12 protein-coding genes are annotated in these 18,030 nt (G+C 46.1%); 3 read left to right on the plus strand and 9 right to left on the minus strand.

What is annotated here, in order from left to right; all coding sequences use genetic code 11:
• Nucleotides 1-195: 195 nt before the first annotated feature.
• The 5 genes from folE to RIG66_RS16100 all read right to left on the minus strand — a co-directional run bounded on the left by folE (nucleotide 196) and on the right by RIG66_RS16100 (nucleotide 5,303).
• Nucleotides 196-912 (minus strand): GTP cyclohydrolase I FolE, encoded by a 717-nt coding sequence (gene folE / locus RIG66_RS16080; protein WP_446379687.1) that lies wholly within the window; start codon nucleotides 910-912, stop codon nucleotides 196-198.
• Nucleotides 913-970: 58 nt separating this feature from the next.
• Complete coding sequence (locus RIG66_RS16085; protein WP_446379689.1) at nucleotides 971-1,696, minus strand: SDR family oxidoreductase; 726 nt, start codon at nucleotides 1,694-1,696, stop codon at nucleotides 971-973.
• A 607-nt stretch (nucleotides 1,697-2,303) separates the two neighbouring features.
• A complete protein-coding gene (accA, locus tag RIG66_RS16090; RefSeq protein ID WP_446379691.1) occupies nucleotides 2,304-3,281 on the minus strand; it encodes an acetyl-CoA carboxylase carboxyl transferase subunit alpha in 978 nt (325 codons plus the stop codon).
• Between the two features lie 19 nt (nucleotides 3,282-3,300).
• Nucleotides 3,301-4,323: a long-chain acyl-[acyl-carrier-protein] reductase gene (locus RIG66_RS16095; protein ID WP_446379693.1), complete on the minus strand. Its 1,023-nt coding sequence runs from the start codon at nucleotides 4,321-4,323 to the stop codon at nucleotides 3,301-3,303.
• Between the two features lie 284 nt (nucleotides 4,324-4,607).
• Nucleotides 4,608-5,303, minus strand: a complete 696-nt coding sequence (locus RIG66_RS16100) for an aldehyde oxygenase (deformylating) (RefSeq protein WP_446379695.1) — start codon at nucleotides 5,301-5,303, stop codon at nucleotides 4,608-4,610.
• A 379-nt stretch (nucleotides 5,304-5,682) separates the two neighbouring features.
• Here RIG66_RS16100 and RIG66_RS16105 point away from each other — a divergent pair, with 379 nt between their 5' ends.
• Complete coding sequence (locus RIG66_RS16105; protein WP_446379697.1) at nucleotides 5,683-6,621, plus strand: hypothetical protein; 939 nt, start codon at nucleotides 5,683-5,685, stop codon at nucleotides 6,619-6,621.
• A 150-nt stretch (nucleotides 6,622-6,771) separates the two neighbouring features.
• Here the strand turns inward: RIG66_RS16105 and RIG66_RS16110 are convergent, their stop codons facing one another.
• The 4 genes from RIG66_RS16110 to RIG66_RS16125 all read right to left on the minus strand — a co-directional run bounded on the left by RIG66_RS16110 (nucleotide 6,772) and on the right by RIG66_RS16125 (nucleotide 13,472).
• Nucleotides 6,772-7,770 carry an L-lactate dehydrogenase gene (locus tag RIG66_RS16110; RefSeq protein ID WP_446379699.1) on the minus strand — a complete coding sequence of 333 codons (999 nt, stop codon included), beginning with the start codon at nucleotides 7,768-7,770 and terminating at the stop codon, nucleotides 6,772-6,774.
• A gap of 139 nt (nucleotides 7,771-7,909) precedes the next feature.
• Entirely contained in the window at nucleotides 7,910-9,424 is a 1,515-nt protein-coding gene (locus RIG66_RS16115) for an ATP-binding protein (protein WP_446379701.1), read from the minus strand.
• Between the two features lie 67 nt (nucleotides 9,425-9,491).
• The gene (locus RIG66_RS16120) at nucleotides 9,492-9,935 is read right to left on the minus strand and encodes a response regulator (RefSeq protein WP_446341889.1); all 444 of its coding nucleotides are present in this window, start codon (nucleotides 9,933-9,935) and stop codon (nucleotides 9,492-9,494) included.
• 99 nt (nucleotides 9,936-10,034) lie between these two features.
• Nucleotides 10,035-13,472 carry a PAS domain S-box protein gene (locus tag RIG66_RS16125; RefSeq protein ID WP_446379703.1) on the minus strand — a complete coding sequence of 1,146 codons (3,438 nt, stop codon included), beginning with the start codon at nucleotides 13,470-13,472 and terminating at the stop codon, nucleotides 10,035-10,037.
• Between the two features lie 464 nt (nucleotides 13,473-13,936).
• On the opposite strand from RIG66_RS16125, the gene RIG66_RS16130 reads away from it, so the two are divergent.
• Together RIG66_RS16130 and RIG66_RS16135 are read left to right on the plus strand one after the other, a co-directional pair.
• Nucleotides 13,937-16,378 carry a phosphoketolase family protein gene (locus RIG66_RS16130; RefSeq protein ID WP_446379705.1) on the plus strand — a complete coding sequence of 814 codons (2,442 nt, stop codon included), beginning with the start codon at nucleotides 13,937-13,939 and terminating at the stop codon, nucleotides 16,376-16,378.
• 334 nt (nucleotides 16,379-16,712) lie between these two features.
• Complete coding sequence (locus RIG66_RS16135) at nucleotides 16,713-17,933, plus strand: acetate kinase (protein WP_446379707.1); 1,221 nt, start codon at nucleotides 16,713-16,715, stop codon at nucleotides 17,931-17,933.
• Nucleotides 17,934-18,030: the final 97 nt, after the last annotated feature.

Here is an 18,030-nt window from a genome sequence, read left to right on the forward strand (position 1 = left end):
CTCACTCATACTGCATTTAGCCCCCCCAACCCCCCAAATTTGGGGGGAGCAGGAAGTTCAAAGTCCCCCAGAATTGGGGGATTTAGGGGGCTGAACAACCTTAAATGCTAACGGACAAGACTTGTGTGTACACTGTAGCCCTTTTGAAGGGGGACGGAAGGGGGATCAGGGGGACTTTAAACCCTCAACCCTGAACTACATAAAACTCGGTTGATGGCGAATCAAATTGAGAAACTCTTCACGAGTTTTCTGTTCCTCTTGGAACACACCCACCATGGCGCTGGTTACTGTCCAGGAACCGGGTTTCTGTACCCCCCGCATCACCATACACATGTGAGTGGCTTCCATGACTACAGCCACTCCTTGGGGTTCTAAAATGGTTTGAATGGCTTCGGCAATCTGACGGGTTAGGCGTTCCTGAACTTGTAGCCGCCGTGCATACATTTCCACAACACGCGCTAACTTACTTAGTCCCACAACTTTCTCATTAGGAATATAAGCAACATGCGCCCGTCCCATAAATGGCAACATGTGGTGTTCACACAGGCTAAAAAAGTTAATATCCCGCACTAACACCATTTCATTGTGACCTTCATCAAAAATCGCCCCATTTACTAATTCTTCTAGGGACTGATTGTAGCCACCCGTCAAGAAGCGCATGGCTTCCGCGACTCGTTTTGGGGTTTTCAGTAATCCCTCACGTTCTGGATCTTCGCCAACGCCTAAAAGTAGCGTCCGCACCGCGTCCATCATGTCTTCGGTTGAGGCTTCCCCAGGAATCTTTAACTTAGGTTCTTGACCATTCTGGGTATTGCGATCGGGTCGGGTTTCTACTTGAGGGGTGGACGGGTTAGGAGTCACAGGTGTCATAGAGTCAGAGCGATTCAAACCATTGGAGGAAGCAATAGTCATAATTGGGTAGTATTGATAATCTTGACAAGGTTGGATGGGAGAGTCGGATAGTGTCGTTCTAGAGAGTTCCGGCACTGGGCATTAGAGTCAGGGAATCGATAACAGCCGCTTGGGGGATTAAGGCGACGTGCAAAAGAGATTGGGCAACAATTTCGGGGGTTAACATGGCTGACCGATTCAAGTCGGCTTTTACGGTGTCTGTATCCCAGATTGGCGTATTCACTGCCCCTGGACATACCGTCACCACCCGAATACCATTGTCGCGTTCTTCAGCCGCTAGGGTTTTGGATAGGGCAATCAACCCGGCTTTGCTGACGCTATAAGCACCCCAACCGGGAAAGGGTTGTTGACCCGCAATGGATGCCACGTTAATAATTGTGCCGTGTTGCTGCTGACGCATGGTGGGTAAAACACCAAGAATGCATTGCCATACGCTGGTAAGATTGAGATCCATTACCTGCTGCCAGTCCGCTAAAGGGGTTTCCGTCAGCGTTCCGGTATAGCCCATACCCGCATTGTTGACCAAAATATCCAGGGAGGCAAATTCAACCGCGATCGCTTCGATCTTGGTTTTAACCTGATCGAGTTGACTCAGATCCAGGTGATAGGATTGAGCATTGACGCCAGCGTCTCGGGCGGCGGTGGCTACTGCCTCTAATTTGTCTTGGGAACGGCTGACTAATGCCAGATCAATTCCGGCTTTGGCAAAGGCTAAAGCCGTAGCTTTGCCAATACCACTACTTGCGCCAGTAATCAAGGCACGTTTTTTAACCGAAGATGTCATAAAATTTTCCAACTTGGATGCGGTAAGGGTTCCCCAGTTAACTTATATGGATTATGGATCTAACTGGATCTAACGGGAACAAAGAGTCCGCCGACAAACAATTGAATTAAGTGACAGCGAATCATTTCTTGCGGCTACATTCTCACTAAAAAACCTAGATACACCAGTTTTCCTCTGTTTGACTGAACATTTATCCCCGATGGAAGGGTGACTAGGGAAGACAATGGTATACCTCATGCGATCGCCAACCGCTATGGTAAGCGGCTAATGATTGGAATCTAAGTATTTGATTCAACGACAGCCGCCGATAGACAATATCGAACACAACAAACGTTCTCCGAGTTTCTTTGTCCCACAGACACTAAACCAGAAAGTTTGACGGTTAATCCCGAATGGCTAGGTTTAGATTTGGATCAAACTAGGGTTGACTTGTCGATGGATTAACGTCCTGACGCTAAGTTGTGAAGAATTGTTACAGATCTAATTATACGACTATCTGGGTTCCATTGACAAAAGGGCAGAAGTCGGAAGGATAATTCAGCCCTTATCCTTCTTACTTAAGTTAGATGCCAAATTCCCCTTAATTATTGTAGCGCTCAAACCGTCTTCAGGCATTTAGCTCAGTAAAAACCCCAATATGGCGAAACTTCTGATAGCGTAACTCCCGACGTTCCTTGGGACTCAACCGAGATAAATCTTCCAGATTTTGCAGGAGGGCAGCTTTAAGGGTTGCGGCAGCAGTTAAGGGGTCAGAATGAGCGCTGCCTAAGGGTTCAGGCACTAATTGATCCAAAATTCCTAAATCTTTGAGATCCCAGGCGGTTATCCGCAGCGCAGTGGCAGCTTGGGGGGCTTTTGCCGCATCTTTCCAGAGAATCGCGGCACAGGCTTCGGGAGTAGCCACCGTATAAACGGCTTGTTCTAGCATGAGAATGCGATCGCCTACGCCAATCCCCAAAGCACCACCCGATCCGCCTTCGCCAATCACCGTACAGATAATTGGCACATCCAGGCGAAACATTTCCCGCAGATTATAGGCGATCGCTTCCCCTTGACCTAATTTTTCCGCATCAACACCAGCCCAAGCCCCCGGTGTATCAATAAACGTTAAAATCGGCATCCCGAAGCGATTCGCATGGTCCATCAGCCGCATCGCCTTACGGTAACCACCGGGCGACGCCATGCCAAAGTTCCGCGCCACATTATCTTTGGTATCCCGTCCCTTTTGATGCCCTAACATCACCACCGGACGTCCCCCTAAGCGCCCAATCCCACCGACTAATGCTGGATCATCATAGCCGCCGCGATCGCCGTGTAATTCCATCCATTCATCACTAATCGCCTGAATATAATCCAGCGTACTCGGACGCCGGGGATGACGGGCTAACTGAAGCCGTTGGGCTGGCGATAAACTACTAAAAATTTCTTGACGTAGTTGTACCGCCCGTGCTTCTAACTGGCGAATTTGGTCAGAGACATCGACATTGTTTTCCTGGGCGAGTTCGCGAATTTGGTTAATTCGGGTCTCTAATTCATACAGGGGCTTCTCAAAGTCCAGCAGAAAAATCCGGTTTGCAGTGGTCATGGGTCAGTCGTTTTATCCCTTAAACGTTCAGCAGCGGTCTAAATCCATGTTTAATTGACACCTGTCCAATTTTGTCCATCTTTTCTACCGTAATCTGATTCCGTCCCCAGGAAAAGTTGGTATACCATTTTTCAAATTCTAAGAGCATCGACTCGGCGAAGCAGGCAAATAGCTGACGCCCTGGATCTTTCATTTCCACGATTTGCATAATTTTCCAGTCGATATCCAATGAATGCTCAACAATGCCTCCATTGAGAACATAAATGTCGGGATGTTGTAACTTAGTGGCTAAATTCTTGGGATACCCCCCATCAATCAGCAGACAGGGCTTCTTTAACACCGAGGCATCAATGTCAATGCCCTTGGACATACTCGCTACCCAGACAATAATATCCGCTTGGGGTAGCGCCTCCTCCAATCCCATGATCTTGCCGCGCCCTAATTGATCTTGTAAGGCTTGCAATCGTTCCTGGTTACGGGCGGTTAAGAGAATCTCGGCGACATCGGTGCGGGTATTGAGCCAACGACAAACGGCACTACCAATATCGCCGGTTGCCCCACAAACCGCCACAGTAGCTTTTGACAGGTCAATCCCTAGCTTTTGCGCCCCTTGTTCGACTTGGGCGCACAGGATGTATGCTGTGTGGGTGTTACCTGTGGTGAAGCGCTCAAACTCTAACTTGATATTGCGAACCTGGCTTTTCTCATATAAGTGGAATTCTTCAAAAATAATTGACGAAAAGCCACCTAATGCGGTAATGTCAATACCGTTTTTTTGGGCATGAGCCATCGCATTGAGAACTTTACGGATAGCGGCTTTGATGCGGCGCGTGGCTAGCATCTCTGGCAAAAAACACGATTCCACATACCGTCCTTCTATCGTCTCCCCGGTTAGGCTAGTCACCTTAATGGTGTCCACGATTTGGGGAGGGGCGCTGCACCAAAAATCTAACCCTTGGTCAGCATATTCTGGGTAGCCTAGATCTCTGGCGACGGCTTGGGCGTGTTGCAAACTGGTGAGGTGACCGATAAGACCAAACATTTACTGCTCGCTGGTAAGGCTGTTAATCAGGGGAAAATGGGAAATTAGGCTAAGAATTTGTTAAGGACATTTAAAAATATTATCAGGAAGATAGGGAAGATGGGGGTGATGGTTTAAGTTTTGACCCTTCGCTTTGCTTGAGGGCATGGCGCGTGATGTTTGTAGGGGCGGGTTTCACTACTATCGTTTCTTGCCTCACCCGGATGTGACTAAACCCGCCCTGACTGAGGTGTAGAGACGCGCCATGGCGCGTCTCTACATTCGACGATTACATCTAGGTGGAGCTAGGCTGCTGTCAATCCGTAGGCGGACATCCGCATGATGTCACGGGTGGTAAAGCCGATGTTGCTGAGGGCTTCACCGTAGGCGATCATGAAGTCTTCGACGAGAGCATCTTTTTCCATTCCCAGGATATGAGCATCCTTCTCAACTTGGTTGAGCATCCGCCAAACTAGGGGCAAGTTTTGCTTATTGGCTTGTTCGAGTTCGGTTTTCGAGGCTTCAAAGTTCTCCTTGAGCCACTCTTCGCCAAAATTCAGGTGGGTGTACTCGTCTTTGACCACACCTTCGGTGATTTTTCGGGCAAATGGATCAGCGACGGGAATGTAAATGTTGTAAGCAGCGATCGCGAAACATTCAATAATCAACGATTGGATCAGCAAGCAGGTGACGATATTCCCTGAGGCGGCGGCGGTTTGGAAGTTTTGGTGTAAATCGCTGAAATACTCCTTGGCAAACTCCATATCCGCTGTGACACTCAAGTTACGACCACAGGCTTGAAACCCCTTCTTATGGCGGTTTTCCATCTTTGCTAGGCTGGTTAGCTCATCCTTTTGGTCGGGTAGCAGTTCAGCCAGTTGGATGTAGTTCTGATGAGCTTCTTGTTCCCCTTCGATCACGATCGCGTTGATGCGGCTATAGGCGTCCTTGTACGTTTCACTGTTGAAATCTAGCTCTTGACTGACTGTAAGCTGCTGCATCAGTAGATTTTCTCCTGTTTGCATGAGTAGACGTGTTTCAAAAAAGCTTTGAACCTAATCCTAGACCGTTGGCTCAAAACCGCTATATCAAACTTAACCCATCAATGATATATGGTGAGAGGTATTGCCCAATAGTGCTTTAGACAGAAAATTTTTCCCTCAATCATCAGTATTCACTTATTAAAAGCATAGGATTAAACAAAGATAAATGTCTAAATCGCTACAGATTGTATGGTCATTTGTCATTTGTCATTTGTCCTTTGCTCCCCCAGCTTCCCCAGCTCCCTCTGCTCCCCCAGCTTCCCCAGCTCCCCATCACGACGGAACGAAACGCTAGAATGTGGAATCGAATGCTTATTCATCTCTTACTTGCTTATCCATGTTTGATTGGATCTGGTTATCTCGCGTCGCAGGGCTAGGATTAGTAGGAACCGCTGCTGGATCTGCCTTATTCTTTGGTATATTAGGGCGAACCTTCCTCTTGGAACCCAATACTCGTCACCTGAACTCAGAAGCCGCGATCGCACCGGGTAAGACTCAAGCTGTAACGTTACCCCCGCAACCGTTACCCTTGCTAACTTTACCCAAATCCCCTCCCGCCTCGGAGGTATCCCAGAAATCTCTTCCGGTTCTTTCGCGTCCATTCGATCTCAAGCAAAGCCTCAGCACCTATCAGCCTCTGTTTGCGGCACCAACCTCTTTAGGAATGGTGGCTATTGGGGTAGCCGAGGGGAATTATCGCCTGTTTATTGAAAATGGCAATCTCTATGTTCAGCAAACCCGGTTCTACTTTGGACATACTGATCCGGGTAACTTATCCTGGGGGGATGTAGTCACGAATTATGGACCCTGTAGTGATCAAGGACGCAGTAAGGGAGATATTACCTTAGCCGAACAACTGTGTTTAGAGCGATCGCGATCGCGACTACCCACTCATCTAGTTGATTTGAATGCGGCAGGTATTGACCCAGAACGGGATTTAGAGGCTTTACTCAATGTAGCTGATTTATACAATCAGGCAATGCCTATCCATTCTCGCCACTTTCCCCAAGCCCTCGCCATCGCTAAAAAAGGCGGGTTAAAGGGTATTGATGCCCTAGCATGGGCAAGAACAGCATCCTTTTACCTTAATGTCAATAACGAGTTGGATTTAGAAACAGGTTCCAACAAAGCCACAGGACTCTTAGGCATCTGCGCTAGAGAAAACCTACCCATAACTGAATGGGATTGTGTCTACAAAGATCAATTGCGACGAGTCAAAGCCATTGCCTCGGTTGTTGATAAATATCGCCAAATCTATCAATCAAACGCGAATTAGGGGTTGCTGAATTGGTGACGATAGGCAACGGGGAACAGGGATCGATTGTTGTAGTGCGAGCGTCTCGCTCGCTATTTTGTATGAGTTTTTATCTATCGAGGCAAATTTGCTGGCACTAAATGAACTTGAGTTTCTAGCGGATGAGTTTGCCTATAAGTCTAAGCTTTCAATCGTTTGATGCAGCACCTGAGCCGAATGGTTAAGTTGCTTTTTTTCATCCGGGGTTAGTTCTAAATTTAATATCCGAGTGACACCTTGACGGTTAACTACCGCAGGCGAACTCAAACAGACATCGTGGATATCATAGCGCCCATCTAGCAAAGTGCTGACCGTCAAAACTTGGTTTTGATCGCGCAACACTGCCTGCACAATCTGAGTTACACCCAAACCAATAGCATAGCAAGTTGCTCCCTTGCGCTGGATGATTTCGTAAGCCGCATTCTTAACTTGTTCAAAAATGTGTTTAGGATAGTCACTATTGCTTACATTTCCATCCTCTAAGTATTCCTCAAACAAGTGCATACCCGATATATTTACCTTACTCCACACCGGAACTTCACTATCGCCATGCTCACCAATAATATAAGCATGAATACTGCGAGGATCAAGTTTAATTTTATCAGCTAATAAGGAAAGAAAACGAGCAGTGTCTAGCACCGTTCCTGAGCCAAATACGCGATTTTTAGGCAATCCAGATAGCTTTAATGTCACGTAAGTCATAATATCTACTGGGTTAGTAACCACTAGTAAAATTGCATTCGGACAATGTTCCACGACTTCCGGAATTAAATCCTTGAAAATCTTAACATTACGATGAACCAAATCTAAACGACTTTCCCCAGGTTTTTGTTTTGATCCAGCCGTAATAACTACAATATCTGGATCATTACTATCTTTTAGTGTTCCGGCACGTACTCCTGTTGGTTCAACGAAGGGTAATCCATGGTTTAAATCCATCACTTCTCCTTTCAGTTTCTCCTGATTTTTATCAACAATCAGCAAGTCATTCAAGGTATTTTGAATCACCATGGAGTACGCACAAGCCATACCAACTTGACCTGCACCAATCACTACACCCTTAAGAGGAGGACGTTTTTCCAGAGAAGCATAATTAGTTTCACTGATAGTTGTAAAGAATTGTTCCAGCATTGGTGGTGTTCACAAATTCAAATCTCTTGAGAGAATAATAAGGGGTTGATCAAGAAACACCATCCCTATCTAGACATAAATAGAGCTGGAATTGATTATGTCTTAAGGTAGAACCAATGAATTTTAGATTTAAGAGTTTTCAGGATTTGAGCGGTAGCTCTACGGTAAAAGTAGCTCCCTTTCCGTCTCCATCGCTTTCGCACCACACAGTTCCCCCATGCAGTTCAACTAAGTGACGCACAATTGCCAATCCTAGTCCTAATCCGCCATGGGAACGAGTTATTGAGCCTTCGGCTTGGCGAAAGCGGTCAAAAATGTAAGGCGCAATGTCAACAGACACACCCTTACCCGTGTCTTGCACCCGAATTTTTACCGCATTTTCTAACCATTCCAAATAAATCTTGACTTGTCCGTGAGTTGGGGTAAACTTAATCGCATTAGACAAAAGATTCCATACAATTTGTTGTAAGCGATCGCTATCGCCCTTAATCACAGTCTGACTCGGTTCTAAAACTGAGTCAATCTGAATACTTTTAGCGTCTGCGGCGGGTTGTAAGGTATCAATTGCGGCGTTGATAACCTGCTGCAAGTCAACCGGGATCACAGTTAAGCGCAAGTTACCCCGAATAATCCGCGATACATCCAGCAAGTCATCAATAAGCTGGGCTTGAGACTTAGCATTGCGTTCAATTACTTCTAACGCCCGCTCTACTTTGTCTTGACTCAGTTGCTTTCTTCGCAAGAGTCCCGCCCATCCTAGAATTGCGTTTAGGGGTGTTCTCAATTCATGGGATAGGGTGGCTAAAAATTCATCTTTTAAGCGATTCGCGGTTTCGGCTTCAGCCCGGGCGGCTTGTTCACTCTTGAGCAATTGAGTCCGTTCTGCTTCCGCTTGCTTGCGCTGGGTGACATCTTCAATCGCGCCCTCATAGTACATCACTTCGCCCTGAGCATTGCGAATAGCACGAGCATTATAGCGTACCCAAATCATGGTATTATCACACCGACGCATCGGTATTTCCAAGTTTCGGACTACTCCTTCGCAGTCTATCTGACTCTGCCATAAACGATTGGCTTGGGTATCAACAAGGTGCTTGGATATATTTGTGTCCAGCAAGGCTTTTAGACTGGGATATCCTAACAGTTGCAACAGGGTTGGATTGGCTTCAATAATTTGACCCGTTGGTGTCATCCGGTAAAGTCCAATGGGTACGCTTTCAAAGAGTTGTTGATATCGCTGTTGCATCTCTTTGAAGGCTTGATGTTGCTTAGAGCGCTCCCAGGCTGCTCGCACGGCAGCAGCAAGACGAGTATAATGCTGAGGGGATTTAATAATATAATCGTCAAGTCCTGACTTCATCGCTTCGACAGCAACTTCTTCGTTTCCTGTTCCGGTAAACATGACTACAGGGCAATCTGGATACTGTTGCTTGACTTGGTGCAGTACATTTAAACCATTGCTCCAACGCAAGCTATAATCAGTGACGACGATATCAAACTTTCGCTCGGCTAATACCTGCTGGAGTTGCTTGATATCGGTAATCTCTTTAGACTGTAATTGTTCAAACTCCTGCTCTAGTCGGCGTAGCGCTAACATGCGATCGTCGGGGTTATCGTCAATTAGCAGGATTCTTACGGGATTGTCATTTGTCATTTGTCATTTGTCATTGTTCAGGGAACAGGGAACAGGGAATTGAAAATTAAGTAATTCACAATACAATTCAGACTAACGGTTTTTCGTTGAACATTAACCAATATAGGTCAAGAGTACGAATCATTTCTAAAAAATCATGAAAGCTTACAGGTTTCACTAAATAAGAATTAGCGCCCATATCATACGCTTTATTAATGTCTGGCGTTTCTCTGGATGCCGTTAATACCACAACTAATAGACGTTTTAACTGAGATTGCTGTCGAATCCAAGCTAAAACTTCTAAACCGGATTTACGAGGCAGTTTTAAATCCAGTAAGATAAGAGTTGGAATAGGATGGGATTTTAGGTTATTATAAGGTGCTTTGCGGTCTAGGTAATTGATTGCCTCCTCTCCATTTGTGACAACTTGCAGTGAATGAGGTAAATCGAGGCGTTTAAATGCACGCTGAATTAAAAAAACGTCATTATCATCATCTTCAACGAGTAAAATATCAGCAGGTTTGCTACTCATAATCTTCTCCATAAAACTTACTCCAAACCTCAAAGACTGAGGAGAACACGTTTAGTTGCTTATCTGTTTACAGCCAAACCTGATCGGTAAAACTCGCCCCTATTCCATAACAGAGATGTCATGACACGTCTCTACTTTTTGCGCCTCAATCCAAAATCGGCTTCCCTGATGGAGTGATGATTCAACGCCCGAACGCCCTCCTAGACGTTCCATACCTTTACGGACAAGGGCTAAACCAATACCACTACCATGATAGTGTTCACGACCATGTAAGCGTTCAAATACCAGGAAAATCTTTTCTTGGTATTCCGGTTCAATGCCAATTCCATTATCCTCGATCCAGAGTCGTATCCATGTAGTACCATTAACGTCTTTTCGTTCTTCTGCCCACACCTGTATCTGAGGCTGTACTTTTTCCGGGATAAACTTGATCGCATTAGCCATCAAATTTGATACAACTTGCATAAGTGTAGCACGATGACCCAAAACCTCTGGTAGAGGTATTACCCCTTTCTCGGCTACCTTAATTTGGGTATTTGTGTTTTTAATCAGTTCTTGGAGTTGGAAGAGGACTTCTGACACAATGGAGTCTAAACTAATCGGTTTTAGGGGAAATTCTAGACGCCCTAAACGACTATATTCGAGTAAATCTTGGATCATTGTATCCAAACGCTGGGCAGCCGTAGTAATCCGTTGAGTATAGTCTAAACCGATTGAATCTAATTGGGAACCACAGTCTTCAACTAAGGCATTAGCAAACCCTTGCATTGCCCGTAACGGCGCTCTGAGATCGTGAGAAACGGTGTAGGAAAATGCTTCGAGTTCCGCATTGATGGCTTGCAATTCCTGAGTTCGTTCAGTGATCCGTTCTTCGAGTTCGATGGTATAGCGTTTAAGCTGCTGTTGTAATCGGGATTGAGCAATCGCGATCGCGAGTTGATTTGCCACTTCTTGGACAATCGTTCTATATTCCTCATTATCGTCATTTTCTCCATGACAGTCTAGGTTGATTGTCCCGATTAATTCCTGCTTACTTCTGAGTGGAAGAATCTGGAAACAGTTCGCGTTTCTTGAGAGCAATGCTTGGACAATAGGTCGCAATAAATTCACCGTTTCTGACGGTTTAAGTTGATGAATTTTACCGTCATTTAATTGGGCAATTTCTTCGGCAAAATGTTTTATGTCAATTGTTGTTCCAGCTAGGGTTTCCATCTCACCGTCAGTGGCAAGGATAGTGGCTTGCGACAAGTCCCAATCAAACACCACGACACTCAGATGGCGACACGATAGCAGGGATTTTAAACCTGTTAACGCCACTTGCGCGATCGCAGGCGGCGGTTGTTCAGCGAGAATGGCTTGGTCAAGGGTTTGTAAGGTTTGCAGGCGGTCAATCGTTTGTCGCAATTGAATTTCTAGCTGCTTGCGCTGAGTAATGTCAAACGTAAAGCCAAGGATTTGCACAATTTGCCCTAGCTCGTTCAACATCGGCACATACTTAATTACGGTGGTGAAGGGGTTAGTATTCGGTAAGGTAATTGTGGCTTCTACCGTCTGGGGAGTGCGGGTTTCTATCACCCGCTTGAGTGTCGGTAAATACCGATCAGTAACCTCCGGCGACCAGATTTCTTCATCCCTGTGTCCCAGATAATCCGTTGATGACTTGCCTGTGCGTTCAAGGGTGGTCGTATTCACAAAAATAAACCGTCGTTGAGCATCATAGATGACCAACATATCCGGACTATGATTTACCGCCAACCGGAATCGTTGTTCACTCTGACGCAGGGCTTTCTCGGTGCGTTTGTATGCGCTAATATTATGATTAACTTCTAAGATAGCTAATGGGTTACCTTGATGATCTCGCTGTAATGTCCAACGACTTGCCACGGTAATTTGAGTCCCATCCTGTGTCGTTTGAATTAACTCACCGGGCCAATATTCTTGATGCCATAATTGAGTCTGAATGTCGCTTAACGCCTGGGGAAAAATCGTGTGCAGCAATTGGTGAGCATTTTGTCCAATAACTTCCTGACTACTCCAACCATACAACCGTTGCGCTCCCTGATTCCAGTAGGTAATTCTGTCCTCCAGATCCCGCACGATAATCGCATCATTGGCTAAATCCAGTAGTTGAGCTTGTTGGCGCAGTCGTTCTAGGGCTAATTTTTGGGCGGTGACATCGGTTTGTACTCCCAGAAAGTGAGTCAATTTTCCCTGGGAATTTCGCACGGGTGAGATATAGAGATCGTTCCAGAACACAGAACCATCTTTACGATAGTTCCGCAAGGTTACTTTACACTCTCTTTGTGTTGCAATCGCCTGTCGTAATTCCTCAAGTTGGACTTGATTGGAGTCATCTCCATGCAAGAAACGACAGTTACGACCGAGTATTTCTGAAGCGCTGTAACCTGAGAGTCGTTCAAACCCAGAATTGACAAAAATAATTGGGTTATCCGATTGATGAGGATCACTAATTAAAATCCCATTGCTACTTGCATTAACTGCACTCTCCAATATCCGCAATCGTTCCGCTTGTTGACAACGGTCAATTGCTGCACCGAGAATATTCGCGATCGCTTGCAAAAAGTTAATGTCATCTTGACTAAACTGGCGGGAACCTGTACTATGAATACCCAAAATACCAAAGGGTTGACTATCGGAGGTGGGCATCGTATCCCAATGTTTAAGAGTCCCAGGCTTCGCCAATGAGAGTCCCGGAATAATCACACTCATCCCACTGACAACCCCATGGTTCCGTAATAGAGGCGGAGCCGAAAATCGCGATTCTGTTCGCAAATCTTCGACCACGATTGCTTCTTGAGACAGGAGAGTATAGCCGGCTTGAGAATTGGTTTCCGTATCCACAGTAGCTTGACCGACTAAACCAACCTGCCAACCTACACCCGCCCGTAACAATAAGGCTTTACCATGAGGAAGTAATTCCAGCACTTTGGCATAGTCTACGTCGAGAGTTTTTGCCAAAAGAGTCACCGCACAATTCATTAACGCATCAATGTCAATCCCCCTTAAGGCATATTGACTAAACCGCACAATTGTTGTTTGCTGAGTGACCCTAGCTTGGAGTGTCGCGATCAGTTGCAGGTTCTGGGAAATGGTGATCGGTGGAGTCGCTTCCAGCCGAGAAGATTTAGACTTTAGCTTAGGCGCTAACGCAGAACGAACGGCTGTCACCAATTTTTTATAATGGGACGGCGATTTGATAATATAGTCATCTATACCCGCTTTCATTGCCATTACAGCGAGTTCTACACTGTCTTGACTGGTGAACATAATAAATGGACAAGTGGGTTGCAGGCGTTTAACCTGCTTAAAGACCGCTATACCTGTTGTCCAAGGAAGTTCATCGTCCGCGATCGCGATATCGAAATGACCCTCTAAGAGTACCTGATTTAGGTCTTTAGCATTGGTCGGCTGGGCGACGTGCAGTGCGGAAAACTCTTGCTGCAATTGACGAATGATTAAGGCTCGTTCATCTGGGTCCTCATCAATGAGGAGCAGATGCACAGGAGTGTTAATCACAATTTGTCTAACTTTATTTAGAGTAGAGACGTACCATGGCACGTCTGGGAGCAGGAGAGATATATTATATATTACTATAGAGGAACCCTGTCGCCACTGGAAACTAAAGAGACTCTCATCGCCGCATCGCATTATCATCTCAGTCTTAACCAGCAAAGCATTGAGTTCACCCACCAGGAAAATCGATAAAATCAGCCCGTGTTTGACTTATGAATAAGGGCGGGTTTTGTTGTTCGGTTATCGGCTTCTTATTGAGTTTTAGTCCCTAAACCCGCCCCTACAATTGACAGACGTGCCATGTCGCGTCTCTACTTCCCCTACTCCTGTGTATGTAAGAAAAAGCATGATCTATCCCAAGTAGGAGAATTCCCCGGAAAAGTTTAGGTAAACTTCACAGCAGACGAATACCGCTACCAACGCCAGTCAAAATTTCCAAATTTCCTGTAATTTGAATTTTATAAATTATGACAATAACCACTTCAACACCCAAAGCGTCCTTCTCTCAACCGGACATTCCCGTTACCCAAGTCCGGCAAAATCAGGGATCAGAACTTGACGCGATCGCAAAATATCGCCGTGCGGCTAACTACCTAGCCGCGACTCAAATTTATCTCAAAGATAATGTTCTCTTACGCGAACCCTTAAAACCGGAACATATCAAAGATCGTTTACTCGGTCATTGGGGGACTTGTCCCGGCATTAACCTAGTCTATGCCCATCTCAACCGACTAATCCGGCGTTACGATGCCAATATGTTTCTGGTGACTGGACCCGGACATGGTGCGCCCGCGAACCTGGCTAACCTTTACCTGGAAGGATCGTTACAGGATTACTATGATGACCTTAGCTTCGATGAAGCTGGGGTATATCGGTTAGTCAAGCAATTTTCTTGGCCCGGTGGCTTTCCCTCTCACCTGTATCCGGGGATTCCTGGCACCATTCACGAAGGCGGAGAATTGGGCTACGCCTTGGCGACAGCGTTTGGGGCGGTAATGGATAACCCGGATCTAGTCGTCGCTTGTATCGTTGGCGATGGCGAGTCAGAAACTGGACCTACCGCTACAGCATGGCATGGGACAAAATTCATTGATCCGGCTGAATCTGGCGCAGTTTTACCGATTTTGCATCTGAATGGGTACAAAATTGCCAGCCCCTCTATTTTTGGCACGATGAGTGATGAAGAATTACTGCATTTGTTTACCGGGTACGGCTACCAAGTGCGAATTGTCGAAGATGTGGACTTGGATGCTGATATGTATGCTTCCATGGATTGGGCATATCAAGAAATCTGTCGGATTCAACAAGCCGCCCGTTCCGGGAACCGCCTCAGTAAACCCCGTTGGCCCCTACTCATCTTGCGATCGCCAAAAGGATGGACAGGGATTAAAGAAGCTGACGGCGTACCGATTGAAGGGAATTTCCGGTCTCACCAAGTTCCCCTCAAAGGGGTTAAAAGTAATCCCGAACATCTAGAACTGCTAGAAAATTGGTTCCGTTCCTACCATCCAGAGGAACTCTTTGACGAACAAGGGCAACCCTTACCCGACATTTTAGACCAATGTCCCCAAGGGGAACGGCGCATGGGCAGCAATCCTCACACCTTCGGTGGGCGTATGCGTCAACCCTTGGAGTTACCGAATATTTTTAACTATGCGGTTCCCGTAGAACATCCCGAAGCTGGCGAAGGGTGTAAACGGGGTGAAAGGAGTGTGAGTAATACCTACAGAGTCGGAGAATACCTGCGGGATGTGATTCAGGAAAATCCCAGCAACTTCCGTATTTTCTGCCCCGACGAACTCGAATCCAACCGTCTTTACAAAGTCCTCGACGTGACTCAGCGTAACTATCAGTGGCCCACCGAAGCCTTTGATGGCGAGATTGGACCCGATGGGGGACGGATTATTGAATTGCTGAGTGAACATACTTGTCAGGCATTCTTACAAGGGTATCTCCTCACCGGACGACATGGTTTATTCCCCTCCTACGAGGCATTTTTGGGCATTGTCACCACGATGATGGATCAATATGCCAAGTTCTTAAAATACTCCAAAGAATTCCCTTGGCGTTCGCCTGTATCGTCCCTGAATTACTTAGAGACTTCAACCCTGTGGCGACAGGAACATAATGGGTTTTCTCACCAAAATCCGGGCTTTATTAATAGTGTCTTAGATCAGCAAGCCGACTATGCGCGGGTGTATTTACCCCCCGATGCCAACTGTCTTTTAAGTACAATTGACCACTGCTTGCAGAGTACAGGCTATGTCAATTTAGTCATCGCCAACAAAAATCCTCTGCCGCAATGGTTATCCATGGAAGACGCGATCGCACATTGTCGGGCAGGGGGTTCAGTGTGGCAATGGGCAAGTATCGATGATGGGGTTGATCCGGATGTGGTAATCGTGGGAATTGGCGATTGTCCCATGTTAGAAGTCATGGCAGCCGCGCAAATCCTCAGACAGGAATTACCGGAGTTACGGGTGCGAGTGGTTAATGTGACGGATTTATTAATTCTCGAACAAAATTCCACTCATCCCCATGGGTTAGATGATGATATGTTTACTGCCCTATTCACCCCGGATAAACCCGTGATTATCAACTTCCATGGTTATCCATCGTTGATTAAACAAATGCTGTTTGGGCGTCCCACAATTGAGCGATTCCAGATTAATGGCTATCAGGAAGAAGGGACAACTACAACACCCTTTGATATGCAAGTCCGTAATGGTACGAGTCGGTATCATTTAATTATGCAAGCGATTCGTTTAGCGGCACAGAACAATCCGCGTGTGTCTGCACGGGCAAATGATCGGGTGCGTCATTATGAATATGTGTTAGCGGCTCATGGGCAGTATATCTGTGAAAATGGCGAAGATCCTGAAGAAATTACCAATTGGCAGTGGTGTTAATTTGGTCATTTGTCATTTGTCATTTGTCATTGGTTAGGGAATGGGGAACACCTCGGCTTCGCTCGGTGTGGAATAGGCAATAGGATTAAGATTCATCTGTAGGGGCGGGTTTCAACTTATGTTACAGCCCTCACCCCCAGCCCCTCTCCCAAGCTTGGGAGAGGGGAGCAAGAGGGAAGCTGTGTAGCAATAGGCAATAGGCAATAGGCAATAGGCAATAGGGTTAATATTCGTCTGTAGGGGCGGGTTTCACTATTATCCTTTTTGGCGCACCTAGATTGGATTAAACCCGCCCCCGTCCCACCCTCCATTTAATTTGTTATCAGAATCACCGATGAAAGTTTTAGTATTAAACGCGGGTTCTAGTACCCAAAAAAGTTGTTTGTATGAGATTGGCGAATCTTTACCCAATTCTCCGCCAGAACCAATATGGGAAGCTAAGATTGAATGGACGGGACAATCCGATACAGAACTTTTAAAGGTTAAAACGTCTCAAGGACGATCGATAGAGGAACGCCTACCCACCGATAATCGAATTAAGGCGATCGCTCAAATGTTGAATACCCTTTGGCGCGGTCAAACTCAAGTCATTTCCCAACTGAGTGATATTGATGTGGTGGGACATCGGGTGGTTCATGGCGGTGATAAATACCATCAACCGACGTTGATTAATGCTGAAGTGAAAAAGGCGATCGCGTCTCTGTCTCCATTAGCGCCATCCCACAATCCAGTCAATCTAGAAGGAATTGAGGCGATTGAGAATATCTTACCCGATATACCCCAAGTAGCGGTATTTGATACCTCATTTCATGCTCGAATGCCCTTACCTGCTGCGATTTATCCGGGTGGCAAAGATTGGCTGGATCAAGGAATACGTCGTTATGGTTTTCATGGGATAAGTCATCACTATTGCCTGGAACGAGTTGCCCAGTTATTGGCAAAAGAGGCTAAATCATTACGAGTGATTACCTGTCATTTAGGCAATGGGTGTTCCTTAGCGGCAATTCGGGATGGTATCAGTATTAATACAACCATGGGTTATACACCTTTAGAAGGATTAATGATGGGTTCACGTTCCGGTTCAATTGACCCTTCAATTCTGATTCAACTGATGCGACAGGGGTATAATGCGGATCAATTAGAGCATTTATTAAACAAAGAATCAGGATTAAAAGGGTTATCGGGTGTAAGTAGTGATATGCGCCAAATCAATGACGCGATCGCGGCGGGTAATGAACAAGCTAAACTCGCCTTGGATGTTTATATCCACCGCTTGCGCTTCTATTTAGGGGCAATGTTAACCTCCTTGGGCGGATTAGATGTATTAGTCTTTGCAGGCGGGGTTGGCGAACATCAAGCTACTGTGAGAGCCGCCGCCTGTGACGCCTTAGCGTTTTTGGGACTTAAAATCGACTCAGACAAGAATGAAACAAATCCCGTAGATACAGATATTTCCACAGAGGATTCAAGCGTGCGCGTTTTCGTGATTCATACCCAAGAAGATTGGGCGATCGCGCAATCCTGTTGGAACATGGTTAAAGCGTCGGCTAAGTAATCAAAATCTGTAGGGGCGGGTTTAGCCACTAAAACGACTTGTCACCAATAACTTCTCAACAAAACCCGCCCTGGCTTGGTATTATCTTGTAAGCGGC

This window comes from Coleofasciculus sp. E2-BRE-01 (assembly GCF_040221695.1).
Lineage (GTDB): Bacteria > Cyanobacteriota > Cyanobacteriia > Cyanobacteriales > Coleofasciculaceae > Coleofasciculus.